This window comes from Lysobacter sp. M2-1 (assembly GCF_022662495.1).
Classification (GTDB): domain Bacteria; phylum Pseudomonadota; class Gammaproteobacteria; order Xanthomonadales; family Xanthomonadaceae; genus JAKPBU01.
Genome location: NZ_JAKPBU010000011.1, coordinates 1 through 25,663, shown reverse-complemented (window position 1 = coordinate 25,663; position 25,663 = coordinate 1). Strand labels below are relative to the sequence as shown.

Here is a 25,663-nt window from a genome sequence, read left to right as displayed (position 1 = left end):
CGCGGTGCGAGACGGGGGCGACCCCATATTTGCGCAGGGAAATGGGTAATGGCAATCGTGCGGGACATCGCGACGACGCTCGGCGGACTGGGTAACGGCCTCATGGACTGGTTGCAGCCCAAGGTAGTGGATATCGGCGGGCTGGGCGATTTCATCTTCTTCCGGGCCGTGTTCCGGTTCCTGAGCAGCCGGATCGAGGATTTCGGCTTCGACGTCATGGGCCGGGTGATGGGCTTCGTCGGCTTCCTGGCTCTGATCGTGCTGACGCTATGGATCTTCTTCCAGGGCTACAAGGTGATCACCGGCCAGATGCGCGAGTCGCTGATGGGTCTGGTGGCGAACATGGCCAAGGCGGCGTTCATCGTGTCGTGTGCGGTGGCGTTCGGGACGGTGGGCAGCGAGATCCATACGTACCTGACCCAGGACATGAAGGACGGGATCAACGAGCTGGTGACGGGCAATTCCGGCTCGCCGGAGGAAAAGATCGACGAATCGCTGGGCTGGCTGCAGGTGGCGATGAGCACGTTCGATGCGCTGGACCTGCAGGGCGATCCTGCGCTGGTCGCGGAGAAGGAGCGGGTCCAGTTCTACGTGACCATGGGCACCGGTGGGCCTGCGGTGGTGGCCGGTGCGATGCTGCTGCTGTACCAGATCGCGATGGCGCTGTTCATCGGCCTGGGGCCGATCTTCATCCTGTGCCTGCTGTTCGATTTCACGAAGGGGCTGTTCCAGAAGTGGTTGTTCTATGGCATCGGCACGATGTTCAGCATGGCGATGCTGAGCTTTGTGGTGAGCCTGGCGCTGGACATGGTCACCCGGGTGGCGATCGCAATGTGGACCAGCGCGGCGGCGGGCCAATTCCTGCTGGGGGTGAACGTCAACGAGGGCATGAGCAGCCAGGCGATGCAGCAGGGCGGGATGGGGCTGATCCTGACCGCGCTGATTGTCTCGGCGCCACCCATGGCGGCGTTGTTCTTCAATGGGGTGATGGGCCAGTTCTCGGCGTACGCGACGATGGGTGCGCATTTGGTGCCGGGCGGCCAGCCGCAGATGGGGGCGTATTCGGGTGGCGGGCCGGGCAGCGGATATGGTGGGGGGTATCAGCCGACGATGCCGGTGCGTAGCGACACGGGTATTCAAGCTGGACAGGTGGAAGGTGGAAGGAGCGTGTATAGCAGCCACGCAACGCCTATCCACTCGGCCAGCGGGACAGCGGGTGCACCTGTTCAGGGGCAGACGTATACGCCCGGCACATTGGGCGCGGCCAGCCGGTCGCAACCAAGTCAAGTGGCCAGTTCACCACCGGCTCAGCCGGCCGGGCCTACAACACAACCGCCACCGCCGCCGCGGAATCCGAATCCGACGACGGGTCGGGAGAGTTGAAGAGGTCTGCCATGAAATTACGCGTGTGGTTGCCGCTGGGTTTGTCGGTATTGGGTGCGCCTGTTACAGCTCAGGAAGTTCCCAATTCGCCGGACTATCACGCCAGGCACAATCCGCAGTCGGTGTACTACCAGGGACCGGGACAGCAGCCAGCGCAGCAGCAACAGCCGCTACAGCCGACAGGCTACTGGGAGATGACCTGGGGGGCGATCGCGCCTTCGCCAGTGGGCGGCGTGGTAGGTGCTGCTGTTGGGTCGAGCAGTAAGGAAGAAGCCGAGCGAACTGCCTTGGCCGACTGCAAGGCAAAGGGGGGAGGGGCATGCAAGGTGCTCATCGCGTATCACAATCAGTGTGGTGTGATGGTTGTCGGCGAAAAAAAGACTTTCACCGCAAGCGGAGGTTCTCCAGAGCATGCAGCCAAAGTCGGAATCGAATACTGCGAAGCAAATGACACAAATTGTAGCGTCTACTACTCCGCCTGCACCGAACCGATCTTCCACAAGTATTGATTGAGCAAAGCAGCAGCGCATGGATGCATATACACCCCCACCGCCGAAGGACCGGGGATAAGGAGGATTGCGGATATGAAGCTGCAGGCTTGGCTAATGCTCGCATCGCTGATGTTTGTCGGCGGCGCTCAGGCGCAAGCGCAGGCGCCCCATGTTTGTGGCGCCGGACCTGGGCCAAATGAAGTGATGGCGGGCATGCAACCGGGCGGTAACGGGGCTGCGCCTACGCCGCTTTGTTATTGGAAGCCTCAGGTGCAGCAACCTGCGCAACAGCAACAGCCCCCACATCCGGCCGGCTACTGGGAAAAGACCTGGGGGGCGATTGCGCCCTCTCCCCAAGGTGGCGTTCTTGGGGCCGCGTTGAGTGCGAGCAGTAAGGAAGAAGCCGAGCGGCTTGCGTTGGCGGATTGCAAAGCGAAGGGAGGGGGTGCGTGCGAGATTGACATCGCCTACCACAACCAGTGCGCGGTGATGATCCTTGGCGACAAGTTTATTAGCACCTTCAGCAATGCAACAATTGAAGAGGCATCAGAACGCGGGCTTGCCCACTGTCGCGATACCGATACAAATTGCCGCGTTTATTACTCCGCCTGCACGGAACCGATCTTCCATCGTTATTGAGTAGAAGGCGGCGCATGGACGCGTTGCCATGCGCCGATTAGTCGAAACAATTTGCAGGATGCAGATGAACCGAATCGTATTTTCTTCCGAACACCCGCAGCAGCTTGCCGCTGCGGGTGTTTTGTTGCTTGGCGTACTGGTATCCGGCTGCCGGCAGACGGCTGCTGGGTCCGAGTCAAGCGGTTCTGCTTCGCAGGCGCGCCCTTTAGCGACTTCCTCGATGACGGACCAAGGGAGCAACACCGTGTCGAACCTACAAGACGCAATCAAGAAGGACATGGCTTACGCGGACCTGCGCAAGCTGTTGATCGAGGGCGGTTGGGAGCCAGTGAAAGACCCCCAATGCCAGGTGCAGGTCGCAGGCTACGACCAGAAGACCTGCGGCGACAACCAGGATCTTGCCTTGTGTAGGGCATGCGAGCAGATGCCCGAATTGAGCGCGTACAGCGGCGACGGATTCGCCACTTCCCGTTTCAACGACGTGCGCGCCGGGAAGACGCTGAAGTTGGTCAGCTACGGCATGATCGAGGACTGGAACGTTCCCGGAGATGACTCGCGGCTGCGGATCGAGGAATGGGAGAGTGCCGACACGTCGGCACAGGATTAGCGGGCCTTCGCCGCGCGGCCGCAGGCCGACGTCGCGGCGCAGGCTAATGCAGTTTGGCGCCATGATGCGCCTTGTACGGAACCGGGGTAATGCAAGGCCTCGGTTCCCGGCGGCCGGCGCGGAGCGCAGGTTGCCACGGCCCGGAGACGATTCAGGATGAAACGTTCCGGACAGCCATTCATCCCACTTGACAGTAAAAGGACGTTGACATGAGCAATCCACTGAGCGAACTGCTTGCGCGCGGCGAAGGCGGGTATGGTTCCTACAACCGGGGACGCGCTGGAGATGCCGACGGAAGGACCATCGATTTTTCGCGGATGACCCTGGGCGAGGTCCAGGCGTTGCAGCATTTGCCGCGGCAGGATCCGGACAGGCTGTTTGCCGTAGGGAAGTATCAGATCATCCCGGGCACCATGGATATGGCAGTTCGGGGCTTGCGGTTGGACCCGAATCAGCGTTTCACGCCGGAACTGCAGGAGCGGATTTTTGCCGATTATCTGATTTCGGAGAAACAACCGGGCATCAGGACGTACATCACTGGACAGCCGGGGGCGACGCTGCGCACGGCGCAGATCCAATTGGCCAACGAGTGGGCCAGCGTGGCGCATCCAGACACGGGGCTGAGCGTGCACGGCCGCGTAGGCAATAACCGCGCTTCGATCAGCGCGGACCGAACGGCCGAGGCGCTGGACGCGATGCGGACGCAATACGCGACGAACATCCAACAGGGGATGAGTCCGGAACAGGCTTGGCGCGCCGTCACTGCGACGGGACCGGAGGCGGCGAGGACGCAGCAGACGCCGGCCGCATCCGACGCCCAGCGCATAGAACCGCAATCACCAGGGCAGCCTGCGCTCCTCAAGCAGGGCTCCCGCAGCGCCGAGGTCTGGGATCTGCAGACCACCCTGCACGCGCTGGGCTACACCGGCGCGGACGGCCAGCCGCTGAAAGTAGATAGCGACTTCGGCAACAACACCGACCACGCCGTGCGGGCCTTCCAGCGCGGCCACGGTCTAGAACCGGTGGACGGCAAGGTGGGAAAGGACACTCGGGCCGCATTGATCGAAGCGGCCAAACACCCGCTGGTTTCGGAGGCCGCCCACCCGAACCACAAGCTCTATGAAGCCATTGCTGCCCAGCTTCCGGCGGTCACCAATCCCAAGGTTGCGGCCAACATTACGCTGCAAGCCATGGAGAATGGCATCACCAGTCCCGACCGGCTGCAGCGGATGGTGGTGGTGGGTTCGGACGCGTATCTGCAAGGCCCGTACCCGGGCGATCGGGTGAAGGTGGACTTGGCTGCTCCGACCCCCGACCTTCAGGCCATGAGTGACCACATGGCCCGACAGACTGCCGAGCGAACGCAGGAAGCGCAGAGCCGCCAACAGAGCCACCAGCCACAGATCTCGATGTAGCACGGCTTCGTCGGCTTCCTGGCGCTGATCGTGCTAACGCTGTGGATCTTCTTCCAACAAGGTGATCACCGGCCAGAAGCACGAGTCGCTGTTAGGGCTGGTGGCGAACATGGCGGAGGCGGCGTTCATCGTGTCGTGCGTGTGGGGTTCGGGACGCTGGGCAGCGAGACCACACGTACCTGGCCCAGGAGATGAAGGGCCGGACCAACGAACCGGTGGCGGGCGGCTCGCCGGGCGAAAAGACCGACGAGTCGCAGAGCTGGCTGCATATCGGCAAGCCATTAAACGGCGTCACCAACACTATCTTTGCGTCGGCGACTGACGCGTGAGGTGGACTGATGAAACGATGGCTTTTGTTCTGCTTGGTAATCAACATGAGCACCCCCGTGGCGGCGCAGCTTGTCCCGGAGGCTGAGAAATATCGAATATCGACTGGCCAATACAATCAGCGTCAACAACAACAGCAGCAATATCAAGCACCGTCCTCTCCGCCAATTTACATGGCGGTGGCCATTCATCCCGACAGTTCCGAAGACTGGTCAACGTGGGGTTACCCGAGCACCGAGGCGACGGAGCAGGCCGCCCTGGGCGGTTGTGCTCAGGTCATGGGCGACGGCTGCGAGATTGGCGCATCCTGGAGCGGCCGAGCTCAGGTCGCGGTGGTTCGTGACGTGGGCGGTAACCTGTGGGTTGATGGCGCCGACCCGCAACGCAACGATGCCAAACGGCTCGCGCTCGTCAAATGCCTCGAAGAATCGACCGGCTGCGAGGAAGTGGCTGTTATCAGCAACGGCGCGAACAGAGGTGAGCATTTTGCAGGCCGTCCACCACAGCGCCGGACCTTCGCGGCAATGTGCGAAGGGGCGCAATTGCCGTGCGATCGAGGTTTACGATTCCCGCACACCTCGGGCCCTGACCATCGATCAGTTCAAGGGGGCGAAGAATCCGCTGCGGGGCTTCTTCTCGATTGCTTGGCCGGTGAATGCAGCAAAATCCGAATGGACCAAAGTGGCCATCGCCCGTGGCCAAGAGAGCGCAGCGAAAGCAGACACGGCGGCGATCACTCTTTGTGAGAAGGAAAGCCGCGAGAAATGCATTTGATACCTGGATAATTCCGACCTGGGCGTCGATCAGGTCGCGGTCGTGCTCCAGGACAGCAAGTATATGACGCGGGTGCATTTTGGCATTTCGCCGGCAGAGGCTCAGCGAATGAAGGAGAAATCGTGCGAAAAATATGCTGTCATCTGTCCAGAGGGACGTCTGATCGATCTCGCCGAGCCGACCAACATCACCGTCGACTACTCGCTGCCCGGAGTTGGCCCCTAAAAATTTTGCCTTCAGAGAACAAGGCGAGAAAAAGTGTCAGGGGTCCCCAACACCTTTTTCCGGACATAGCCCTTGGGTAACTGAAGGGCTCGCCCGTTGCAGACCGTCCCAAGAGAGGTACGGGAGGACCCAATGCTGCCCGCATGCTTCGGCTGGCGGGAGCCAACCGTACCCGGGAAGTGCGCAAGGTTCTTGACGGCGCTCTGCCGCTGACGTTAAGGTTTGGCTGCAATGCCGGCGGTTCAGGATCGAGGATCCGGATCGCCGCGGCACGGAAGCAGAGCAAAAGGGGCTGAGAGCTCAGATGTCGGCAAGGAAGCATTCGCCGGGCGTGGGAGCCCGGATACCCAGCGCGAAACCGGCCCATTACGTGGCTGCCGCCCCGCGTTCTCCCAATACTCTCTGCCGCGTTCGCGGCGCCGGACCCGTCGGCGCTCCGACGATGCGCGTGTCCGTTCATCCTTCGCCACTGGATGGTGCTTCGTGATCAGGATTGTGCGCCTGCGACCGCAGGTCTTGGTGGTGTGTTGCCTCGCATTCGCGGTGGTGGCCTGCGCCACCCGCCCGGCCCCCAATTTCCGCGGCCGCTGGAAGCCGGTGAACCAGTACGCCGACGCGCCCGTGGCCATTCCTCTGTACGAGTCGTACACATATGCAGCCTCGCCGATGGACAAGACGCTCAAGGGATTGCTGACCCGCTGGGCGAAGGCGTCCAAGCGCACCCTGTCGTACCTGCACGCGTCCGACTTCACCCTGTACGGACCCGTGAAGGACGTGAACACCACCAGCCTGGAGCAGGCGGTTGCGCAGCTCGATTCAGCCTACGCCTCGTACGACGTGGCGATCTCGGTGGAAGCAGGGCAGATCACGGTGCGGCACACGCAGGCCCCGGCCGTACCGCCCGCCCAATCCACCGCCGCACCCTGACGCTGGCGATTGACGCCCGGTCCCACCGCCGCGGAAGCCCCTGGATCCACGATGCTCGGAAGAAAAAAATCCTCCTCCCAGATCGATGCTGCAGTCGGCGCGTCCGTCAATTACGAGGTGACGATTGCCGACCTGGCCATGCGCAGCCAGAAGCGCGCCTGGTTCGTCGCCGGCAGCGCGATCTTGATGGCGGTGTTGTTGGCGCTCGGGTACCTGTTGATGCTGCCGCTCAAGGAAAAGACGCCATTCCTTGTGCTCGCCGATCCGTACACGGGCACGGCCGCAGTGGCACCACTGGTGTCCGACCTGAGCAACAGCCCGGTGACCTCGAATGCCGCGATCAACAAGGCCAACATTGCCAATTACGTGATCGCGCGCGAGTCCTACGACTACAACATCCTCACTCAGCGCGACTGGGGGCTGGTGTGGACCATGTCCACCAAGCAAGAGGGCGAGGCCTACGATCACCTGCTCTCGCCGGGCAATCCGGCCAGCCCGATCAAGCTGTACGGGAAGACCCGAGCCATCCGGGTCAACATCATCAGCCTCACCCCGAACCGGGAAGGTTGGTTCGACAAGGAAGGCTCGGCCACGGTGCGCTTCCAGCGCGTGCTGGTGAACAAGGCCAATGGCGCGCCGACGGTGCTCGACACCCGCGTAGCGACGATCATCTATACCTACAACGAAGCGCTTTCGCTGACTGACGAACAGCGGTTCAGCAATCCGCTCGGCTTCCAGGTTACTGACTATCGCGTCGTGACCGAACTGGTCTCGCTGCCCTCGCAGCCGCCGTCGGCAATGGCGGAACAGCCGGTGCCCGGCACCTTGCCGGCCCCTTCGGCCGCGCCCGGGGCGGGGGTGCTGCCATCACCTGGCGGCGTTGGACAGGATGCATCGCCAGCCGCAGCGCCTGGTGTCGTGCCACAACAGCCTTCCGCCCCGCAGCAGAACGTCGCTGCGCCCGCAGGTTACGCCAATGGAGCCAATACCCGATGAGCCGCAGTTCGCCATGGCTGCCTGCACTGGCCGCCGCGATCCTCCTGTTGTCCGTGGCGTGGGTCAGGCCTGCTTCCGCCCAGGTCATGCATCAGTACGAGTACCAGCCGGACCGCATCTACGAAATTCGTACGGGCCTGGGCATCACTACCCAGATCGAGTTGAGCCCGAACGAGAAGGTGCTGGATTACAGCACTGGCTTCAGCAGCGGATGGGAGCTCAACCGCCGCGAAAACGTGTTTTACCTCAAGCCGAACAACGTCGACGTGGACACCAACATGATGGTGCGCACCGACAAGCGTTCCTACATCTTCGAGCTGAAGGTGGTGGCCACGGACTGGAGAGTGCTCGACCAGGCCAAGCGTGCGGGCGTGCAGTACAAGGTGACGTTCGTCTATCCCAACGATCCTGCGCTGGCCGAAGCCGCCGAGGTGGCTGAGTCAAGGCCGGGGCAGAGCACGAGCATGGAAGCCGGGCGGGAATACAACTTCGACTACTCGTTCGCCACACGCAGCAAGAGCCCTTGGCTCGTGCCGGTGAGCGTGTACGACGACGGCCAGTTCACCTACGTCCAGATGCCGGACATGACCCAGTTTCCGACCGGGAACTTCCCAGCCGTATACGGGCGCGAGAAGCGAAGGGGCGAGGATTTCGTCGTCAACAGCACGGTCGAGAAGAACACCATCATCGTGCATGGGACCTACCAGTACCTGGTCATCCGCCACGGCAAGAACGCCGTCGGCTTGCGAAGGAACACGCCACAGTGAGCCAGACCACACCTCCGAACACCCCGGATAGCGGTTATGAGGACGGTCGGACCCCGTCCTTCGCGCAGGATCGCGGCAATCCGTATTACAGCGGCGGGTACCAGCAGGCGGAGCCGGCGCCCAATCTGGATGCGGGTTCGCCCACGCTGACCGCTGCCGAAAGCCAGCGCCTGAACCGCAAGGCGTTGCTGTCCCTAGGCGGCATCGTGCTGCTGCTGTTCCTGCTGGGCTATTTCGTCCTGCGTAGCGGTGGAGACAAGGGCGAGGACGAAAAGCCGCAAGCTGACGCCAACAAGCCCCTGATCGTGCCGGAGCTTCCCACGGCAGCCGACGAGCCGACCGAGACGGCGCCCCCAATCGACCTGGCGAAGCAAGCACAACCCGTGGTTCCGCCGCTGCCTGACCAGGCGTATGGCAATCCGTCGGCCAGCAGCCAGGGCGCCCCGGCAGGCCCGCAGCCACCAAGCCTGATGGAGCGACGCATGAGCGCCGCGGGCGGCGCCGGTTCGACAGCCGCTGCGCAGGAGCCTGCGGACAACGGCAGTACCGCGCAGCTCCAGCAAATGCAGGCGATGCAGAACGCGATGCTCGGCCTGCCGCCCGGCGGCACGCCGGCGCCGACCGTGGCCGCGGCGGCAACAAGCGCGCAATTCATGTCGAATCCGAATGCGCTGCTGGTGCGCGGCACCTATCTGCGCTGCGTACTGGAATCGCGCATCGTCACCGACATTCCCGGCTTCACGTCCTGCGTCCTGACCGAGCCGGTCTATTCGGTAAACGGGCGCGAGTTACTGCTGCCGAAAGGCTCGAAGATTCTGGGGCGTTACCAGGATGAAGGCGACGACATCGCGCGCGTCGCGGTCGTATGGGACCGCATCATCACGCCGACCGGAATCGACGTCGCCATGTCGAGTCCGGGCGTCGATGGGCTCGGTGGCGCCGGCCATCCGGGCGACTACAACGGTCATTGGGGCAGCAAGATCATGTCCGCACTGTTGATCAGCCTGATCAGCGACGCCTTCCAGTGGGGCGCGGCCGAACATGGGCCGAGAACCTCGACCAGCATCGTGGGTCCGGGCGGTACGACGGTGGTCGAGCAACCATTCCAGAGCGCGACCGCCCGTTCCATGGAGAGGCTTGCCAACCAGGCGTTGCAGAAGTCCGCACAGCGCAAGGGCACGGTCACGATCAACCAGGGCACGGTGGTCAACGTCTACGTCGCCCAGGACGTAGACTTCTCCGCGGTCATGGCCCTGCGTTGAGGCCGCGCGGCATCGCGATGCGCGGCGGCGCCGGGGCGCTCCCGCGTCACTGGTTCGCGCGAGCGCGGCTGCCTGCCGGCTCCGGAACCATCAGCCGCCAGCAGGGGCCGTGGTGATGCCATGACTGACGCCGACGACTCGCCCCTGGCGCACATCTCCAAGGATTTCCTGGAGTATCAGTACCAGATCCTCGGCATCCTGGAATTCATGCATTCTCCGGATGTCACCGAGATCTGCATCAATCGCCCCGGCGAGCTGTACCTGGAGACGCGCGAGGGATGGCGGCGGGTGGAGGTACCGACGCTCACGTTCGAACGCGCGCGACAGTTCTGCACGGCCGTGGTCAACGAGAGCAATACCGGGCAGCGCATCACCGATGCCGATCCGATGGTTTCTTTGACCTTTCCGACCGGCCAGCGCGCGCAGTTCGTGATTCCGCCTGCGTGCGATGCCGGCAAGGTATCGATCACCATCCGCCTGCCGGCGCGGCGAACGATCACACTGCAGCAGTACGAGGAAAGCGGCTTCTTCGAGCAGATTCTCGAGGACAACCCGACCATCGGCGCCCACGACCAGAAATTGCTGGACCTGCGTGCGGCGCGCGACTACGCCGAGTTCTTCAAGCGTGCGGTGTACTACAAGAAGAACATCGTCGTATCCGGCGCCACCGGCAGCGGCAAGACCACCTTCATGAAATCGCTGGTGGAGTTCATCCCGCAGGACGAGCGCCTGGTGACCATCGAGGACGCGCGCGAGCTGTTCATCGGGCAGCCGAACGTGGTGCACCTGTTGTATTCGAAGGGCGGGCAGGGCACGGCCAATGTCTCCGCCAAGAGCTGCATGGAATCATGCCTGCGCATGAAACCGGACCGGATCATCCTGGCCGAGCTGCGCGGCGACGAGGCGTTCTACTTCATCCGCAACTGCGCATCGGGCCACCCCGGGTCGATCACCAGCTGCCACTCGGGCAGCACGGAGCAGACCTGGGACCAGCTGGCGCTGATGGTGAAGGCATCGAGCGAAGGCGCCGGGCTCGAGTTCGCGGTGATCAAGCGCCTGCTGATGCTGACCATCGACGTGGTCGTGCACATCCGCGCCCACGCCGGCAGCCGCTACATCACCGGCATCGACTTCAATCCGGCACGCAGGTTCGCCGAAAGCTAGGCGCCGTGACTTGCCGCTGCCGGCATGACGTCGGTGCTCGAACATGTCAAGGCGGATGCCACGGCCTCGGGAAATCGCATCCAAGCAAAATGGTCGGCGGTCGCACCGAGGGCAGCCGCATCGAGCCGCGCGATGCGGACCTGCGTGCTTGCGAGTTTCGAAAGCAGGAAGCGCAGCGATGATTCCGGTCCCAGCCAGTCGCGTGCAAAAGCGATGGCATGCACGGGTACGGTGACGCTGCGCAGCGCGCGATCCAGGTCGATTTCCAGGCCCTGCGCGGCATAACGCCCGCTCAGCCCGCTGCGCGCCCAATCCTGGATCAGACCGCGCGCCTCATTGCCGCCGAAGCCGACCGTGCGTCCCGGCAGGGCGCCACGGATCTTCGCGAGCCACGGCAGGAACCGGTAGGTGGCGGGCAGCCACCAGCGCGTGCGCACGGGAAAGGCGCGCCAGTAAGGAGAGCCGGTGGCGACCAGCCACAACGCGCGCGCACCGGGTGCCAGCGCGAGCCGGCAGCAGGCGAGTTGGCCACCCAGGCTGTGGCCGCCGATGACCGGTTCCACGCCGGGCGCTTGGCCGGCGACAGCGCGTTCGCTGGCGGGCAAGTCGTGCAGCAGCAGCTCGCGATAGCCCCAGTCGCAATGGCGGGATGCGCGCACGCTGCTTGACCCATGTCCGCGCCACTCGTGCACGAACACGGCGACGCCGTGCTGCGCCAGCGCATCGGCGAAGGGCAGGTAGTGGCGCGCGGCGACGCCGAGCGCCGGTAGCCACAGCAGGCGATGCGAGGGCCGCTCGGGAATCCGCGCCAGCAAAGACCAGCGATGACCGTCTTCGCCTTCCACCGGCAACTCGAGCGCCTCAGTCGGCACCGGCCGCCGCACCGAGGTGATCGAGGACGATGAGTCCGCCGTGGCCCGGCCGGTAGCCGTGTCTCAGCGCAGCTTCCACGTAACCGATCGCACGCTCCACGGCGCTGCGCATGGCCAGGCCTAGGCAGAGATTGGCGGCAATCGCCGAGGCCAGGGTGCAGCCGGTGCCGTGGGCTTTCAGGTCCAGTCGATCGTGGGCGAATTCGACCCGGTCGGTCGTGTCGCGATAGCGGTCGACGACCCGTGTGCCTTCGTCCAGATGCCCGCCCTTGAGCAATACCGCGCGCGCGCCGAACTGGCGCAGCGCGTCGAAGGCAGCCTCTGCGCCTGCGGCATCGACGATGCGGATGCCGCACAGCAGCTCGGCTTCGGGGATGTTGGGGGTCAGCACTGTGGCCAAGGGCAGCAGCCGCGTGCGCAGTGCGTCCAGCGCCTCGTCCTCCAGCAGCTTGGCGCCGGAGGTGGCGACCATGACCGGGTCCACCACCAGTTGCGCCGGTCGATGCGTTTCGATCGCATCGGCCACGGCATGGATGACCTTCGCGTTCGCCAGCATTCCCAGCTTGACCGCGCCGATGCGGAAGTCGTCGAAACAGGCATCGATCTGCGCGCGCAGGAAACCGATATCGGGAACATGGACCGCGGTCACCCCGCGGGTGTTTTGCGCGGTCAGCGCGGCGATCGCCGAAAGACCGTGCACGCCGTGCGCGGCGAAGGTTTTCAGGTCGGCCTGGATTCCCGCGCCACCGCCCGAGTCCGAGCCTGCGATGGTGAGCGCGCAAACAGGCAGGGCAGGGCCACCATGGTCGGACATGCGGGCATTCTGCCCGAAGCTCGCCTCAGCCCGTTGTCGGCTCATGGACGATCGACTCGGCCAGCCGCAGCGCGCGTTCGAAATTCGAGGTGAAGTGCAGTTCGGCCGGCTCTTCCTCGAGCCGCATCCGGGCGATGACCCGGTTGGGTTGTTCCTGCAGTCCGGAAATGATCAGCACGATGCCCTTGCGATGGCAGCGATGGGCGAGCTGCTTCAGCGCGTGCACGCCGCTGGCATCGATCACCGGCACCAGCCGCATGCGCAGGATGAATACCTTCGGTGGTTGCAGGAACTGGTCCAGCAGGTTGTCCAGGCGGTTCGCGGCGCCGAAGAACAGCGGGCCGCTGATCTGGTACACCTCGACGCCCTTCGGCAGCATCGCGCGCTGATCGAGGTCAGCGCCGCGCGCGTGGTCGTCGTCGCCGATCTCGTCGTCGGGCATCGGCATGCCGGAACTCACTTCCACCGCTTCGGCCATGCGGAACATGAACACGAATGCGGCGACCACGATCCCGGCCTGGATGGCCACGGTCAGATCCAGGAACACGGTCAGGAAGAAAGTGAGCAGCAGCACCAGGCGGTCGCCCTTGGGTGCCGACATCGTGTTGCGGAAGTTCTCGACCTCGCTCATGTTCCAGGCCACCACCAGCAGCACCGCGGCCAGCGCAGCCAGCGGCACGTAGCGCATCAGCGGCGCCAGCAGCAGCATGAACAGGAGCAGGTAGGCCGAGTGCAGAATGCCGGCGACCGGCGTGCGTCCGCCCGAGCGGATGTTGGTGGCAGTGCGCGCGATCGCGCCGGTCGCCGGCAGGCCGCCGAACAGGGCAGAACCCACATTGGCCAGGCCCTGCGCGACCAGCTCGCCGTTCGAGCGATGACGGCCGCCGGTCATGCCGTCGGCGACCACCGCCGACAGCAGCGATTCCACCCCCGCGAGGAAGGCGATGGTGAGTGAGCTCGGCAGCAGTTCCCAGGTGCGCTCGAACGGGATCCGCGGGAAGTCGAACGTCGGCAGCGCCGAGGGCAGGGCACCGAAGCGGGTGCCGATGGTCTCGGCAGGCAGGGCGAATGCGGTCGCCACCAGCGTGCAGACCAGCAGCGCGATCAGGAAGCCCGGCCAGCCCGGCTTCCATTTGCGCAGCCCGACGATCACCGCCAGCCCCATCACGGTCAGCACGACCGCGGCCGGCTGGGTGCTGGCAATGTGCTGCCCGTAGGCGGCCCAGCGCGGCAGGAACTCGGCAGGCACATCGCCCATGCGCAGGCCGAGCATGTCCTTGACCTGGCTGGAGAAGATGCTCACCGCGATGCCGGCGGTGAATCCGGTGATCACCGGCTGGGGCATGTATTTCATCAGCGTGCCCAGGCGCAGCAGGCCCGCGGCAATCAGGATCAACCCGGCCAGCAGGGTGCACAGGATCAGCCCGCCGAAGCCGAACTTCTGGATCACCACGAACACCACCGGGATGAAGGCCGCGGTGGGCCCGCCGATCTGCACCCGCGATCCACCGAACGCGGAAATCAGGAAGCCGGCCACGATCGCGGTGTACAGGCCCTTCTCGGGCGTGGTGCCCGAAGCGATCGCCAGCGCCATCGCCAGCGGCAGGGCAACGATCGCGACGGTCAGTCCGGCCAGCGCATCGGCACGCAGGTCCTGCAGCCGGTAGCCCTCGCGCAGCACCGTGAGCAGCTTGGGCTCGAACATGCGCAGGTACTGGCGGCGATCGAAGCCGGGACTGGCCATCAGCCCGGCTCCTTCAGGCGCACGCCGCGGCCGCGGGCCTGGCTGGGCTGCTCGTTGCCGATCAGCTCGATGCCCGCAGCGTCGAGCGCCTCGATGACCTTCATCAGGGTGTCCACCACGCCGCGCACGGTGCCGTCGCTGGCTTCCATGCGCTGGATGGTCGGCAGCGAAACGCCGGCGAGCTGCGCGAGCGTGCGCTGGTCGATGCCGAGCAGGGCGCGGGCAGCGCGCATTTGGGCGGCGGAGATCATCGGCGCACCAGTCCGGAACAGGTGCCTTATTCCACCAGACAGGACCTGCTTATACAAGTTTCAAATATTGATACTGATGTTTAAAACATCATTCGTTCTGGGGATGATCGGCGCATGAGGGCTTCACACGACACGCCGCCGACCATGGGTCTAGAGCAGATAGATCGGAGGGTCCGTTGAGCCGGTCGCCTGGTGCGCAGGCGAACGCAGATGATCGCCGGCACAAGCCGGCGTGGTGGAGAGTTCCCGTCCTGGAGGCGCCGCCCGCTACAACACTTCCGAGGCGTAGTCCGCCAACCGCGAACGCTCGCCGCGGCGCAGGGTGATGTGGGCGCTGTGCGGCCAGGCCTTGAAGCGATCCACCACGTAAGTGAGGCCGGAGGTAGTTTCGGTGAGGTAGGGCGTGTCGATCTGCTCCACATTGCCCAGGCACACGATCTTGGTGCCCGGGCCAGCGCGGGTGACCAGGGTTTTCATCTGCTTGGGCGTGAGGTTCTGCGCCTCGTCCAGGATCAGGTAGCGGGACAGGAACGTGCGGCCGCGCATGAAGTTCATCGACCGGATCTTGATCCGCGAGGCGAGTAGGTCGTTGGTGGCGGCCCGGCCCCAGCTGCCGCCTTCCTGGTTGTGGGTCAGCACCTCCAGGTTGTCGGTAAGCGCGCCCATCCAGGGGGTCATCTTCTCTTCCTCGGTTCCGGGCAGGAAGCCGATGTCCTCGCCCACGCTGACCGTGGCCCGGGTCATGATGATCTCCCGGTAGCGCTGCTGGTCCATGGTCTGGGCCAGGCCGGCGGCCAGGGCGAGCAGGGTCTTGCCGGTGCCGGCGGTGCCGAGCAGGCTGACGAAATCGACTTCCGGGTCCATCAGCGCGTTGAGCGCGAAGTTCTGTTCGCGATTGCGCGCGAGGATGCCCCAGACCGCGTGCTGGTTGCTGCGGTAGTCGTCGACGATCTGCAGCGTGACCTTGTCCTCGCCGACCCTGGTGACCTTGAGCTCGGCTTCCTCGTCGCCGGGCAGATACAGGAACTGGTTGGGATACCAGTCGTCGTCCTGGTTGCGCGAGATCTCGTAGAAGGTGCGGCCTTTCTCGGTCCACGATTTCAGGTCGTTGCCATGCTTCTGCCAGAAGTCCTCCGGCAATGCGGTGACGCCGGTGTAGAGCAGGCTGAAATCGTCGAGCGCGCGGTCGTTTTCGTAGTCCTCGTTGACGATGCCGACGATCGAGGCCTTGATCCGCAGGTTGATGTCCTTGGATACCAGCACCACCGGCGTGCCGGGCTCGTCGACCTTGAGCGCCAGGATCGACGCCAGGATCTGGTTGTCGGGCATCGCCTTGGCGAACGCGCGCGACGCATCGATGGGCGCGGTCTGGAAGCGCAGGCGCCCGGCGCTGTCGGCGGTGCGCAACTGCAGTCCCTTCGGGCGCTGCAGGACCACGCCGGCATCCAGCGCCTTGTTTCCATGCGCTTCGATCAGTTCGTTGAGAAAGCGGCTGACCTGGCGCGCATTGCGGCTGGCCTCCGAGGTGCCCTTCTTGGCATGGTCCAGCTCCTCCAGCACCTGCATCGGCAGGTAGACATCGTGTTCCTCGAACTTGAACAGCGCGGTCGGATCGTGCATCAGCACGTTGGTATCGAGGACGTAGATGCGCTTGCCCTTGGTCATGCGTGACGGTTCCTGTCGGTCAGGCGTCGGAAGGCCACCGCGACCCGCGGGACGGGGCAGTGGAGGAGGAATGGGAGGCGTGCGTCACTGCTTCTGTGCAGCCTTGAGCGCTTCGAGCACGGCGTACGCATGGCCGGCGACCTTGACGCCGCGCCAGGCCTGGGCGATGCGGCCGTCCGGGTCGATCAGGAAGGTGCTGCGCTCGATGCCGATGTACTCGCGGCCGTACAGCTTCTTCGGCTTGATCACGCCGAAGGCATTGCCCAGCTTCTCGTCCGCATCGCTGACCAGGTCGAACCGGAACCCCTGCTTGTCGCAGAAGTTCTGGTGGCTCTTGATCGAGTCGCGCGAGACGCCCAGCACGGTGGCATCGAGCCTGGTGAACTTGGGCAGCAATACATTGAACTCCAGGCCCTCGGTCGTGCAGCCCGGCGTCGCATCCTTGGGGTAGAAGTACAGCACCAGCCAGTGACCAAGATGGTCGGCCGTGCTCCCGGTCAGCCCGCTGGACAGCGCCAGCGGCAGCTTGGGCACCTTGCTTCCGACGTCGAGCGGCTTGGTGGCCATCAGCTTCGCATGCCTAGAACTTCATCGGGTCCATGATCGCGTCCAGGTTGAGATGGTCGCAAAACTCGAGGAAGTCGTCGCGCAGGCCGGCGATATGCATGTCGGCCGGCACGCCGATGGTGAGCTGGGCGGAGAACATGTCCGCGCCGGTCTGCATGGCGCGATAGCGCGAGCAGTGCAGGCTTTCGATGGTGATGCCCTGGCCGTCGAAGAAGTCCGCCAGCTGGAACAGGATGCCAGGCTTGTCCGCCGCGACCACTTCCACCACGTAGGGCAGCAGGTTCGACTGCAGCGGCTTGGGGCCGGTGCGGTACCACACCAGCTTCAATCCTTCCTCGCGCTCGAGGCGGGTGAGCATGGCTTCGAGCTTGGCCACCGCATCCCATGAACCGGTGGCCAGCGCGCTTACCGACACGTCGCGTCCCACCGTCGAAAGCCGGGTGTCGACCAGGTTGCAGCCGCTGTCGGCGATCCGCCGGGTGACCGGCAACAGGGGGGATTGCGGATGCGTCGTGTAGGCGTTGATCAGCAGGTAGTTCTCGTTCGGCGCGGGCCGGACAGCGGTGTCTGGTTCGGTCAAGGCAGGGTCCGCGACGAAGGGTGAACGGCGACCGGACATCGGTCCGGCGCAGTGCGCAGGATACTTGCCCGTGCTTCGAGCCCGCAAGTAACATCTTGTGTTACGCCATTCCGCATCCGCCCGGCACCGCCGCGGATGCTTTCCCCACCGATTCGGGTACCCGCGCTTGCGACTTTCCGGCAGCATCACCGCGCTGGCGACGCCGTTCACGGCCGCCGGCGAGATCGACCTCGAAGCCTGGCAGCGTCTGTTGCAGCTGCAACTCGAGGGCGGTATCCAAGGCGTGGTCGTCGCCGGCTCGACCGGCGAGGCCGCCGCGTTGTACGACGCCGAGTTCGATGCGCTGCTGCGCAGCGCCGTCGAGATCGCTTCCGGACGCATTCCGGTCTTGGCCGGCACCGGGTTGTCCAACACCGCCAAGACCATCGAGCAGACCCGTCGCGCGGCGGCGTTGGGCGCCGATGCCGCGCTTGTGGTGACGCCTCCCTATGTACGTCCGACACAGGCTGGGCTGATCGCCCACTACCACGCGATCGCCGACGATGGTGCGCTGCCGCTGGTGCTCTACAACGTACCCGGCCGTACCGGCTGCGACCTGTTACCCGACACCGCCGCCGCGCTGGCGGCGCACGAGCGCATCGTCGGCATCAAGGAAGCGCGCAGCGAGCCCGAACGCATGCAGGCGCTGCTGCCCCTGCGCGGCGACGGATTCGCGGTGCTCAGCGGCGACGACCCCAGCTGCGCGCGCGCCATCCTCGCCGGCGCCGATGGGGTGATCTCAGTGGCCTCGAACGTGGCGCCCGCGGCAATGCATAAGCTGTGCGCGCTGGCGCAGACCGGCAAGACAGCGGAAGCCGAGGACTGGAACGCAAAGCTGCAGCCGCTATTCGACTTCCTCAACATCGAACCCAACCCGATCCCGGTCAAGGCCCTGCTCGCACTCCAGGAGATCGGCAGCGGGCTGCGCCTGCCGTTGCTGCCGTTGTCGTCCGGGCATGCTGCACGTGCTGGCGAGATTTCCGCCGGGATCCGTGCCCTTGAGCTATCCTGCCGCGACATGCTCGCGGCCTGACCCCGCAGGAGAGACAACCCGATGCGTCCGACCCCCTTATTGCGTACCGCCACGCTCGCCTTGCTGGTGGTGGCTGTGTTCGCCGCGTCCGGCTGCCGCTGGTTCCGCAGAAACAACCCGTACAACCAGTCCGCGGAAACGCGCCCGCTGGAAGTGCCGCCGGATCTGGATCGGCCGAGCACGGCTGCAGCCCTTGGTGCGCCCACTTCCGTCACCCGTTCGGGGATGTCGGGCACGCCGGTTCAGGGGGCCGCCCCGGCGCAGACACCTGCCGGACAGCCAGCCGTCGCACAGGCTCCCGCCGCGTCTGCGTCGGGCAGCGGCTTCACCGTGCCTGGCGAACGCGATGCGGTATTCAATCAGGTTGGTGAGGCGCTGGCGGCCGTGCCTGGCGCCACCATCGCAAGCAAGGCCCAGCTGCTGGGCACCTACGATGTGAACTACGAAGGCAGCAATTTCCTGGTGCGCGTCACCAAGGTCGATGCCGGGGTCTACGTGTCGGCGGTCGATCCGCGCGGGGTTGCCGCGGGCGGCGAGGCGGCTGCCAAGTTGATGGCGGCGTTGAGAAGCGCGCTCGGCGGCTGACGTAAGGCGCCCTCTCGCGGCTGTTCCTCAAGGGCGCTTGGGCGCCCTTTTGGCAGCTTTCCCGGCGGCCTCAGCGCTCGAGGAGCGGCAGCTTGTCCGGCTTGCCTTCCCATTCCTTGGCGTCGGGCAAGCCATCCTTGCGCACGGTGATCACCGGCCAGGCCTTCGACAGCTCCGCATTGAGCGCGACGAATCCCTCCTGTCCCGCAGGTACGTCGTCTTCGGGATAGATCGCATTGATCGGGCACTCCGGCTCGCACAGGGTGCAGTCGATGCACTCGTCCGGATCGATCACCAGGAAGTTCGGTCCTTCGTGGAAACAGTCGACCGGGCACACCTCCACGCAGTCGGTGTACTTGCACTTGATGCAGTTCTCGGTGACGACGAAGGGCATGGCGGATGGCGTGGCGGGACTGGTGCGATTCTAGCGAATCGTCAGCCCGGTTGATTCGTTGCCGTGAGCGATCGCGCGCGGCACGAGTGCGAAGCCGTTGCGCGCTGACCGGCGCCGCGAACGAAAGAACCCGGCCGGGGGCCGGGTTCTCACAGAAAAATGGCGCTCCCTACGGGATTCGAACCCGTGTTTTAGCCTTGAGAGGGCCACGTCCTAGGCCTCTAGACGAAGGGAGCTTTGGGGATTGCGCCGGCGGGACGCGCCGGCTGCGGGCAGGAGTCTGCGCGCAGCTTGCTAGTATAGCAGCCCAACTGCGGCCGACGCGGCCCGCCAGACCGAGCGCACGACGCCGCCCGATGCCCCAACAAATCACTACCAGCCTGCCTGCGCCGCGGGTCGTCCCGCGCGACCAGCACACGATCTCACGCAAGCACATCAGCCCCAACGCGCTGCGCGTGCTCTACCGCCTGCGCGAAGGCGGACACCAGGCCTATCTGGTCGGTGGGGCGGTGCGCGACCTGCTGGTCGGGATCCAGCCCAAGGACTTCGACGTGGCCACCGATGCCACCCCGGAGCAGGTCAAGGCGCTGTTCCGCAACTGCCGGTTGATCGGCCGCCGCTTCCGCCTGGCCCATGTCGTGTTCGGGCGCGAGATCATTGAAGTGGCCACCTTCCGCGCCAACAGCGACGACGGCAGCGGCGACCGCGAACTGCACGAAGGCGGGCGCCTGCTGCGCGACAACGTGTTCGGCGCGATCGAGGACGACGCGGTGCGCCGCGATTTCACCGCCAACGCCCTGTACTACGCGATCGAGGACTTCTCGGTGCGCGACTACGTCGGCGGTTACCAGGACGTGCTGGATCATGTGCTGCGCCTGATCGGCGATCCGGACACGCGCTATCGCGAAGATCCGGTGAGGATGCTGCGGGCGGTCAGGCTGGCGGCGAAACTGGGCTTCACTATCGATCCGGCCACCGCGGCGCCGATCCCGGAGCTGGCGCCGCTGCTGGCCGAGGCCGCACCGGCGCGTCTGTTCGAAGACGTGCTCAAGATGTTCCTCTCCGGGCACGGCGTGGCGAGTTTCGAAGGCCTGGAACGCCATGGCCTGCTGCCGGTGCTGTTTCCGGAAACCGCTGCTGCGCTCGCCGCGAACCGCAGCGGCGCGCTGCGGCGGATGCTGCTCGAAGGCCTGCGCGGAACCGATGCCAGGGTCGCACACGACGAGCCGGTGTCGCCTGCGTTCCTGTTCGCGTTGCTGCTGTGGCCGGCCTATTGTCGCGCCCTGATGGCTCTGCAGGCCCAGGGCGTGCATGCGGTGGAAGCGCAGCGCCGCGCGGCGGACCGGGTCACCGTGCACCAGCTCACCACGGTCGCGCTGCCGCGGCGATTCTCCTTGCCCATGCAGGAGATCTGGCTGATGCAGAGCCGGTTGTCGCAGCGCAAGCGCGCAGCTCGGCTGATGGCGCATCCACGTTTCCGGGCTGCTTACGACTTCCTGGTGCTGCGCCAGGTGGCCTCCGACGAGCATGCGGAAGACGTGGCGTTCTGGCGCGACGCACAGCAGCTGTCGGGCGAGGATCTGACGCATCGGGTCGCCATGGCGCAGGAGTCCGGGGACGAAGGTGAACTCGCCACGCGCCGTCGCCGCCGCCGTCGCCGTCGTCCGGCCGGCCACGTCGAGTGATCGACCCGGTCATCGCTTTCGTCGGCCTGGGCGCCAACCTGGGCGATGCCCCGGCCACCGTGCGCGAGGCCATGCGCGCACTGGATGTTTTGCCGCAGACGCGCCTCTTACGGGCGTCGCGCCTGTATCGCAGCCGCGCCTGGGGCGTGGAAACGCAGCCCGACTTCATCAACGCGGTGGCGATGCTCGAATCCCGGCTGCCGGCGCGCTCGTTGCTGGATGAACTGCTGGCGATCGAGCGCGCGCACGGGCGCGAGCGTGCGGCGGAAGTACGCTGGGGACCACGCACGCTCGACCTGGACCTGTTGTTGCACGGCGATTCGATCATCGATGAGCCCGGCCTGCGCGTGCCGCACCCGCATCTGCACGAACGCGCCTTCGCCCTGCTGCCCCTGGTCGAAGTCGCGCCGGACGCGGTCATTCCGGGCCGCGGACTGGCGCGCGACATCGCCGCCGTGATGGCGGGCGAGGGCATCCAGGCGCTAGGCTAGGGTCATGAACGCAGCGCCGAAGCCGATGACCGTGCCCGAACTGGCCGAGGCCAAGCAGAACGGCCGCAAGCTGGTGATGCTCACCGCCTACGACGCCGGCTTTGCACGCACGCTCGATGCCAACGGAACCGACATCCTGCTGGTCGGCGATTCGCTGGGCATGGTGGTGCAGGGCGCCGATTCCACGCTGCCGGTCACCGTCGCGGATATCGTCTATCACACGCGCTGTGTCGCATCGGCGACCCATCGCGCGCTGGTCCTGTCCGATCTTCCGTTCCAGGCCGACGCCACACCCGAACGTGCGCTCGATGCCGCCACGGCGCTGCTGCAGGCCGGCGCCGGCATGGTCAAGCTCGAAGGTGCCGGCCACAAGCTGCAGACGATCCGCTTCCTGGTGGAGCGCGAGATTCCCGTCTGCGGGCACCTGGGCCTGACGCCGCAATCGGTGCTGCGGTTCGGTGGCTACAAGGTGCAAGGGCGCGGCGAGGCGGCGGCGGACAGGCTGCTGGCCGACGCAAGGGCGGTGGCCGAAGCAGGCGCTGCGATGCTCGTGCTCGAATGCGTGCCCTCGTCGCTGGCGGCCGAAATCACTGCCGAGATCGATATCCCCACCATCGGCATCGGCGCCGGCCCGGGCTGCGATGGGCAGGTGCTGGTGCTGCACGACATGCTGGGTCTTGACAGTGGCCATCGGCGTCCGCGCTTCGTCAAGGATTTCCTGGCCGAGGGCGGATCGGTCGCCGGCGCGGTACGCGCCTACGCAGAAGCCGTGCGCAGCGGCGCGTTTCCGGACGAAGAGCACAGCTACGCATGAGGCCGCCCGTGGCCGCGGCCATGGTGGGAATCCCAGGGGCTCGGCAGCCCGCGTACCACTGCCAGCGCCATCCGCACGGCTCGGGGAACGGTTGATGGACACGATCCGCGAGCTCGAGGCGTTGCGCGCTCGCATCGCCGGTTGGAAACGCGATGGCCTGCGGATCGGGTTCGTCCCGACCATGGGCAATCTGCATGCAGGGCATTACTCGCTGATCGAATTGGCACAACGGCATGCCGACCGCGTCGTTGCCAGCGTGTTCGTCAATCCGACCCAGTTCGGCCCGAATGAGGATTTCAGTCGTTACCCGCGCACCCCGGAGCAGGACGCAGCGGGACTGGCGGCGGCGGGCACCGACGCGTTGTGGATGCCATCGCTTGCGACCATGTATTCCTACGGCGCCGACAAGGCGGTAGCGATCCGGGTGCCCGGTGTGACCGAGACCCTGGAAGGCGCGCATCGCCCGGGCCACTTCGATGGCGTCGCCACCGTGGTGGCCAGGCTGCTCAACCAGGTGCAGCCGGATGTCGCGGTGTTCGGGCGCAAGGACTACCAGCAGCTTGCGGTGATCCGCTACCTGGTTGCCGATCTGGCATTCCCGGTGGAACTCATCGCGGCCGAGACGCGGCGCGAGCCTGACGGCCTTGCGATGAGCTCGCGCAACCAGTACCTGTCGCCCGAGGAGCGCGCGATCGCGCCCGTCATCCACCGCACCCTGCTTGCGATGCGCGACGGAATCCGCGCCGGTCGTCCGCGCGCGCAAGTGGAAGCCGACGCCAGCGCCGACCTGCACCAGGCGGGCCTGGATCCGGACTACGCGGTGATCCGGAATCCGGACCTTTCCGAGCCGGCGACGCGCGACGGCAGCTTCGTGGCTCTCATCGCCGCGCGCCTGGGCCGCACCCGGCTGATCGACAACCTCGAGTTCGAGGCATAGCGCAGCCGCGCTGACGTTCATGTGGGAGCGGCTTTAGCCGCGATTGCCCTCGTGTTTTATTCGGTTTCTCGCAAAAGCATTCGCGGCTAAAGCCGCTCCCACATGGGTGTCCACCGTGCGCACGGCGCACGCTACGCTGAATCCACGGCAACGCTTTGTTGCGATGCGGCAAAGCGGCCCTATACTGCGCCCTGCCGGGCGCCTGCCCGGGTCGTGCCGATATCGCTCCGGAGCGCCGTTGCATGCAACTCACCCTGCTCAAGGCCAAGATCCACCGCGCCACCGTCACCCATGCCGAGCTGCATTACGAAGGCTCGTGCGCCATCGACGGCCGGCTGCTGGACATCGCCGGCATCCGCGAATACGAGCGCGTGGAGATCTACAACGTCAACAACGGCGAGCGTTTCGCGACCTACGCCATCCGCGGCGAGGAAGGCAGCGGCATCATTTCGGTCAACGGCGCGGCGGCGCACAAGGCGCAGCCGGGCGACCTGGTGATCATCTGCGCCTACGGCCACTGCGATGAAGCCGAAGCGGCGAAGTTCAAGCCGACCCTGGTCTACGTGGACCGCCAGAACCGGCTGACCCATACCAACCAATCGATTCCCAAGCAGGCCGCATGAGCGGCGCCGGGATCGATCTGTCGCTGCTCGCCGAGCAGACGCGGCGCCTGCAAGGCGCTTCGCTTTCGCAAATCAACCTGGACGACCCGGCGCGGGTCTCCGATTTCGCGCTGCGCGTCGGGCCGCTGTACGCCAGTTTCGCCCGGCAGTCGTACGACCGCCAGGCCTGGCAGGCGCTGCTCGCGCTCGCGCGCGACGCCGACCTCGTCGGTGCGATGCAGCGCCTGGTGGATGGCGAGCCGGTCAATGTGACCGAAGGCCGCGCCGCGCTGCACACGGCATTGCGCGGCGAAGTGTCCGGGTCGCCCACGGCGCGCGCCGCGCACGCCGATGCGCTGCGCGCGCGCGCGCGGATGTGCGCGATGGTCGAGGCGTTGGCCGCCACCGATGTCACCGATATCGTCAGCGTCGGCATCGGCGGTTCCGACCTGGGCCCGCGCATGGTGGTCGATGCGCTTGCGCAGCCGGATGCGCCGGCTGTTGGAAGAATGCGGCCGCGGGTGCACTTCGTCTCCAACGTCGACGGCGCTGCGGCGCAACGCACGCTGTCCGCGCTGGACCCGCGCACCAGCGCCGCGATCCTGATCTCCAAGACCTTTGGCACCCAGGAAACGCTGCTCAACGGCGGCATCGTGCGCGACTGGCTGGCGAACGACAGCAGGCTTTATGCAGTCAGCGCCAACGTGCAGCGGGCGAGCGACTTCGGCATCGATCCTGAGCGCATCCTGCCGATGTGGGACTGGGTCGGCGGTCGCTATTCGCTATGGTCGGCAGTGGGATTTCCGATCGCGCTGGCGATCGGGTTCGAGGCCTTCGAAGCGCTGCTGGCCGGCGCAGCGGAACTCGACGCGCACGCGCTGCAGGCCGCCCCCGAAGCCAATCTGGCGGTCTGGCACGCGCTCACCGCGGTCTGGAATCGCAATGCGCGCCACGCCGCCACCCAGGCGGTGCTGCCCTACGACGAGCGCCTGAAGCTGCTGCCGAACTACCTGCAGCAGCTGGTCATGGAGAGCCTGGGCAAGCGCGTGAAGCTCGACGGCGCGGCCGTGGCAGGCGACACCGTCCCGGTCTGGTGGGGCGGCCCGGGCACCGACACCCAGCACAGCTTCTTCCAGGCCCTGCACCAGGGCACGCAGATCGTGCCGGCGGATTTCATCGGCACGATCCGCTGCGATCATCCCTATCTCGAGAACCACGCGGCGCTGCTGGCCAATCTGCTGGCGCAGACCGAAGCCTTCGCCAATGGCCAGGACAGCGACGACCCACATCGCGTCTATCCTGGTGACCGTCCGAGCACGCTGCTGCTGCTCGACGCGCTGACGCCGCACTCATTGGGCATGCTGATCGCGCTGTACGAACACAGCGTCTACCTGCAATCGGTGCTCTGGGGCATCAATGCCTTCGACCAGTTCGGCGTCGAGCTGGGCAAGCAGGTCGCGAACCGGCTGCTGCCCGCGCTGAAGGGCGATGGCGATGCCGAAGATCCGGTGACGCGCGCGCTGCTCGTGGAAATCCGAAACCGCACGTAGGAGCGGGGGGGGGGGGGGGGGGGGGCGGGGGGGGGGGGGGGGGGGGGGGGCGCGGGGCGGGCC

At 65.7% G+C, this 25,663-nt stretch carries 28 protein-coding genes and 1 tRNA gene; 20 read left to right on the top strand and 9 right to left on the bottom strand.

What is annotated here, in order from left to right:
• Window positions 1-57 precede the first annotated feature (57 nt).
• The 12 genes from MC375_RS15390 to virB11 all read left to right on the top strand — a co-directional run bounded on the left by MC375_RS15390 (window position 58) and on the right by virB11 (window position 10,977).
• A complete protein-coding gene (locus MC375_RS15390; protein ID WP_242104312.1) occupies window positions 58-1,383 on the top strand; it encodes a type IV secretion system protein in 1,326 nt (441 codons plus the stop codon).
• 11 nt (window positions 1,384-1,394) lie between these two features.
• Entirely contained in the window at window positions 1,395-1,892 is a 498-nt protein-coding gene (locus MC375_RS15385; RefSeq protein ID WP_242104311.1) for a DUF4189 domain-containing protein, read from the top strand.
• A gap of 75 nt (window positions 1,893-1,967) precedes the next feature.
• A complete protein-coding gene (locus MC375_RS15380) occupies window positions 1,968-2,513 on the top strand; it encodes a DUF4189 domain-containing protein (RefSeq protein WP_242104310.1) in 546 nt (181 codons plus the stop codon).
• A gap of 64 nt (window positions 2,514-2,577) precedes the next feature.
• Window positions 2,578-3,120 carry a hypothetical protein gene (locus MC375_RS15375; RefSeq protein ID WP_242104309.1) on the top strand — a complete coding sequence of 181 codons (543 nt, stop codon included), beginning with the start codon at window positions 2,578-2,580 and terminating at the stop codon, window positions 3,118-3,120.
• Between the two features lie 209 nt (window positions 3,121-3,329).
• A complete protein-coding gene (locus MC375_RS15370; protein ID WP_242104308.1) occupies window positions 3,330-4,535 on the top strand; it encodes a peptidoglycan-binding protein in 1,206 nt (401 codons plus the stop codon).
• Window positions 4,536-4,726: 191 nt separating this feature from the next.
• Window positions 4,727-4,864 carry a hypothetical protein gene (locus MC375_RS15365; RefSeq protein WP_242104307.1) on the top strand — a complete coding sequence of 46 codons (138 nt, stop codon included), beginning with the start codon at window positions 4,727-4,729 and terminating at the stop codon, window positions 4,862-4,864.
• Between the two features lie 45 nt (window positions 4,865-4,909).
• Window positions 4,910-5,608 carry a DUF4189 domain-containing protein gene (locus tag MC375_RS15360; RefSeq protein ID WP_242104306.1) on the top strand — a complete coding sequence of 233 codons (699 nt, stop codon included), beginning with the start codon at window positions 4,910-4,912 and terminating at the stop codon, window positions 5,606-5,608.
• A 745-nt stretch (window positions 5,609-6,353) separates the two neighbouring features.
• Entirely contained in the window at window positions 6,354-6,788 is a 435-nt protein-coding gene (locus tag MC375_RS15355; protein ID WP_242104626.1) for a hypothetical protein, read from the top strand.
• 51 nt (window positions 6,789-6,839) lie between these two features.
• Window positions 6,840-7,784 carry a type IV secretion system protein gene (locus tag MC375_RS15350; RefSeq protein WP_242104305.1) on the top strand — a complete coding sequence of 315 codons (945 nt, stop codon included), beginning with the start codon at window positions 6,840-6,842 and terminating at the stop codon, window positions 7,782-7,784.
• Window positions 7,781-8,551 (top strand): TrbG/VirB9 family P-type conjugative transfer protein, encoded by a 771-nt coding sequence (locus MC375_RS15345; protein WP_242104304.1) that lies wholly within the window; start codon window positions 7,781-7,783, stop codon window positions 8,549-8,551. The genes MC375_RS15350 and MC375_RS15345 overlap by 4 nt, the downstream gene beginning before the upstream one ends.
• The gene (locus MC375_RS15340) at window positions 8,548-9,813 is read left to right on the top strand and encodes a TrbI/VirB10 family protein (RefSeq protein WP_242104303.1); all 1,266 of its coding nucleotides are present in this window, start codon (window positions 8,548-8,550) and stop codon (window positions 9,811-9,813) included. The genes MC375_RS15345 and MC375_RS15340 overlap by 4 nt, the downstream gene beginning before the upstream one ends.
• A 120-nt stretch (window positions 9,814-9,933) precedes the next feature.
• Window positions 9,934-10,977: a P-type DNA transfer ATPase VirB11 gene (virB11, locus tag MC375_RS15335; RefSeq protein WP_242104302.1), complete on the top strand. Its 1,044-nt coding sequence runs from the start codon at window positions 9,934-9,936 to the stop codon at window positions 10,975-10,977.
• On the opposite strand, the gene MC375_RS15330 is transcribed toward virB11, so the two are convergent.
• The 7 genes from MC375_RS15330 to MC375_RS15300 form a co-directional block, all read right to left on the bottom strand.
• Window positions 10,974-11,849, bottom strand: a complete 876-nt coding sequence (locus MC375_RS15330) for an alpha/beta fold hydrolase (RefSeq protein ID WP_242104301.1) — start codon at window positions 11,847-11,849, stop codon at window positions 10,974-10,976. The two genes, virB11 and MC375_RS15330, sit on opposite strands and share 4 nt — an antisense overlap.
• Window positions 11,839-12,663 carry a bifunctional hydroxymethylpyrimidine kinase/phosphomethylpyrimidine kinase gene (gene thiD / locus MC375_RS15325; protein ID WP_242104300.1) on the bottom strand — a complete coding sequence of 275 codons (825 nt, stop codon included), beginning with the start codon at window positions 12,661-12,663 and terminating at the stop codon, window positions 11,839-11,841. The genes MC375_RS15330 and thiD overlap by 11 nt, the downstream gene beginning before the upstream one ends.
• Before the next feature lie 25 nt (window positions 12,664-12,688).
• Window positions 12,689-14,407 (bottom strand): sulfate permease, encoded by a 1,719-nt coding sequence (gene sulP, locus MC375_RS15320; protein WP_242104299.1) that lies wholly within the window; start codon window positions 14,405-14,407, stop codon window positions 12,689-12,691.
• On the bottom strand, window positions 14,407-14,640 hold the full coding sequence (locus MC375_RS15315; RefSeq protein WP_242104298.1) for a helix-turn-helix transcriptional regulator: 234 nt from the start codon (window positions 14,638-14,640) through the stop codon (window positions 14,407-14,409). The genes sulP and MC375_RS15315 overlap by 1 nt, the downstream gene beginning before the upstream one ends.
• 285 nt (window positions 14,641-14,925) lie before the next feature.
• Window positions 14,926-16,323 (bottom strand): PhoH family protein, encoded by a 1,398-nt coding sequence (locus MC375_RS15310; RefSeq protein WP_242104297.1) that lies wholly within the window; start codon window positions 16,321-16,323, stop codon window positions 14,926-14,928.
• A gap of 84 nt (window positions 16,324-16,407) precedes the next feature.
• Window positions 16,408-16,890, bottom strand: coding sequence for a peroxiredoxin (locus MC375_RS15305; RefSeq protein ID WP_242104296.1), 483 nt, complete (start codon window positions 16,888-16,890; stop codon window positions 16,408-16,410).
• A gap of 13 nt (window positions 16,891-16,903) precedes the next feature.
• Complete coding sequence (locus MC375_RS15300) at window positions 16,904-17,470, bottom strand: glycine cleavage system protein R (protein ID WP_242104295.1); 567 nt, start codon at window positions 17,468-17,470, stop codon at window positions 16,904-16,906.
• A gap of 166 nt (window positions 17,471-17,636) precedes the next feature.
• Between MC375_RS15300 and dapA the strand changes: the two genes are divergently transcribed.
• Window positions 17,637-18,542: a 4-hydroxy-tetrahydrodipicolinate synthase gene (gene dapA, locus MC375_RS15295; protein WP_242104294.1), complete on the top strand. Its 906-nt coding sequence runs from the start codon at window positions 17,637-17,639 to the stop codon at window positions 18,540-18,542.
• Between the two features lie 21 nt (window positions 18,543-18,563).
• Window positions 18,564-19,127, top strand: coding sequence for a hypothetical protein (locus MC375_RS15290; protein ID WP_242104293.1), 564 nt, complete (start codon window positions 18,564-18,566; stop codon window positions 19,125-19,127).
• 70 nt (window positions 19,128-19,197) lie between these two features.
• On the opposite strand, the gene fdxA is transcribed toward MC375_RS15290, so the two are convergent.
• Both fdxA and MC375_RS15280 read right to left on the bottom strand, forming a co-directional pair.
• Window positions 19,198-19,521, bottom strand: a complete 324-nt coding sequence (gene fdxA, locus MC375_RS15285) for a ferredoxin FdxA (protein WP_242104292.1) — start codon at window positions 19,519-19,521, stop codon at window positions 19,198-19,200.
• Window positions 19,522-19,681: 160 nt separating this feature from the next.
• A tRNA-Glu gene (locus MC375_RS15280) sits at window positions 19,682-19,757 on the bottom strand.
• A 120-nt stretch (window positions 19,758-19,877) separates the two neighbouring features.
• Between MC375_RS15280 and pcnB the strand changes: the two genes are divergently transcribed.
• The 6 genes from pcnB to pgi all read left to right on the top strand — a co-directional run bounded on the left by pcnB (window position 19,878) and on the right by pgi (window position 25,600).
• Window positions 19,878-21,206: a polynucleotide adenylyltransferase PcnB gene (gene pcnB / locus MC375_RS15275; RefSeq protein WP_242104291.1), complete on the top strand. Its 1,329-nt coding sequence runs from the start codon at window positions 19,878-19,880 to the stop codon at window positions 21,204-21,206.
• Window positions 21,203-21,697 carry a 2-amino-4-hydroxy-6-hydroxymethyldihydropteridine diphosphokinase gene (gene folK / locus MC375_RS15270; protein ID WP_242104290.1) on the top strand — a complete coding sequence of 165 codons (495 nt, stop codon included), beginning with the start codon at window positions 21,203-21,205 and terminating at the stop codon, window positions 21,695-21,697. The genes pcnB and folK overlap by 4 nt, the downstream gene beginning before the upstream one ends.
• A gap of 4 nt (window positions 21,698-21,701) precedes the next feature.
• Window positions 21,702-22,511 (top strand): 3-methyl-2-oxobutanoate hydroxymethyltransferase, encoded by an 810-nt coding sequence (panB, locus tag MC375_RS15265; RefSeq protein WP_242104289.1) that lies wholly within the window; start codon window positions 21,702-21,704, stop codon window positions 22,509-22,511.
• Window positions 22,512-22,602: 91 nt separating this feature from the next.
• Window positions 22,603-23,448: a pantoate--beta-alanine ligase gene (gene panC, locus MC375_RS15260; RefSeq protein ID WP_242104288.1), complete on the top strand. Its 846-nt coding sequence runs from the start codon at window positions 22,603-22,605 to the stop codon at window positions 23,446-23,448.
• Window positions 23,449-23,690: 242 nt separating this feature from the next.
• The gene (gene panD / locus MC375_RS15255) at window positions 23,691-24,071 is read left to right on the top strand and encodes an aspartate 1-decarboxylase (RefSeq protein ID WP_242104287.1); all 381 of its coding nucleotides are present in this window, start codon (window positions 23,691-23,693) and stop codon (window positions 24,069-24,071) included.
• Window positions 24,068-25,600, top strand: a complete 1,533-nt coding sequence (gene pgi, locus MC375_RS15250) for a glucose-6-phosphate isomerase (RefSeq protein WP_242104286.1) — start codon at window positions 24,068-24,070, stop codon at window positions 25,598-25,600. The genes panD and pgi overlap by 4 nt, the downstream gene beginning before the upstream one ends.
• Window positions 25,601-25,663 lie beyond the last annotated feature (63 nt).

Bases quoted from the DNA above. Each gene is read 5' to 3' on its own strand.
- panB (WP_242104289.1), top strand. From the start codon at position 21,702: ATGAACGCAGCGCCGAAGCCGATGACCGTGCCCGAACTGGCCGAGGCC.
- MC375_RS15365 (WP_242104307.1), top strand. From the start codon at position 4,727: ATGAAGGGCCGGACCAACGAACCGGTGGCGGGCGGCTCGCCGGGCGAA.
- thiD (WP_242104300.1), bottom strand. From the start codon at position 12,663: ATGTCCGACCATGGTGGCCCTGCCCTGCCTGTTTGCGCGCTCACCATC.
- MC375_RS15385 (WP_242104311.1), top strand. From the start codon at position 1,395: ATGAAATTACGCGTGTGGTTGCCGCTGGGTTTGTCGGTATTGGGTGCG.
- MC375_RS15345 (WP_242104304.1), top strand. From the start codon at position 7,781: ATGAGCCGCAGTTCGCCATGGCTGCCTGCACTGGCCGCCGCGATCCTC.
- pcnB (WP_242104291.1), top strand. From the start codon at position 19,878: ATGCCCCAACAAATCACTACCAGCCTGCCTGCGCCGCGGGTCGTCCCG.
- virB11 (WP_242104302.1), top strand. From the start codon at position 9,934: ATGACTGACGCCGACGACTCGCCCCTGGCGCACATCTCCAAGGATTTC.
- MC375_RS15375 (WP_242104309.1), top strand. From the start codon at position 2,578: ATGAACCGAATCGTATTTTCTTCCGAACACCCGCAGCAGCTTGCCGCT.
- MC375_RS15310 (WP_242104297.1), bottom strand. From the start codon at position 16,323: ATGACCAAGGGCAAGCGCATCTACGTCCTCGATACCAACGTGCTGATG.
- panD (WP_242104287.1), top strand. From the start codon at position 23,691: ATGCAACTCACCCTGCTCAAGGCCAAGATCCACCGCGCCACCGTCACC.
- pgi (WP_242104286.1), top strand. From the start codon at position 24,068: ATGAGCGGCGCCGGGATCGATCTGTCGCTGCTCGCCGAGCAGACGCGG.
- MC375_RS15290 (WP_242104293.1), top strand. From the start codon at position 18,564: ATGCGTCCGACCCCCTTATTGCGTACCGCCACGCTCGCCTTGCTGGTG.
- sulP (WP_242104299.1), bottom strand. From the start codon at position 14,407: ATGGCCAGTCCCGGCTTCGATCGCCGCCAGTACCTGCGCATGTTCGAG.
- MC375_RS15360 (WP_242104306.1), top strand. From the start codon at position 4,910: ATGAGCACCCCCGTGGCGGCGCAGCTTGTCCCGGAGGCTGAGAAATAT.
- MC375_RS15305 (WP_242104296.1), bottom strand. From the start codon at position 16,890: ATGGCCACCAAGCCGCTCGACGTCGGAAGCAAGGTGCCCAAGCTGCCG.
- MC375_RS15380 (WP_242104310.1), top strand. From the start codon at position 1,968: ATGAAGCTGCAGGCTTGGCTAATGCTCGCATCGCTGATGTTTGTCGGC.
- fdxA (WP_242104292.1), bottom strand. From the start codon at position 19,521: ATGCCCTTCGTCGTCACCGAGAACTGCATCAAGTGCAAGTACACCGAC.
- MC375_RS15370 (WP_242104308.1), top strand. From the start codon at position 3,330: ATGAGCAATCCACTGAGCGAACTGCTTGCGCGCGGCGAAGGCGGGTAT.
- MC375_RS15315 (WP_242104298.1), bottom strand. From the start codon at position 14,640: ATGCGCGCTGCCCGCGCCCTGCTCGGCATCGACCAGCGCACGCTCGCG.
- MC375_RS15350 (WP_242104305.1), top strand. From the start codon at position 6,840: ATGCTCGGAAGAAAAAAATCCTCCTCCCAGATCGATGCTGCAGTCGGC.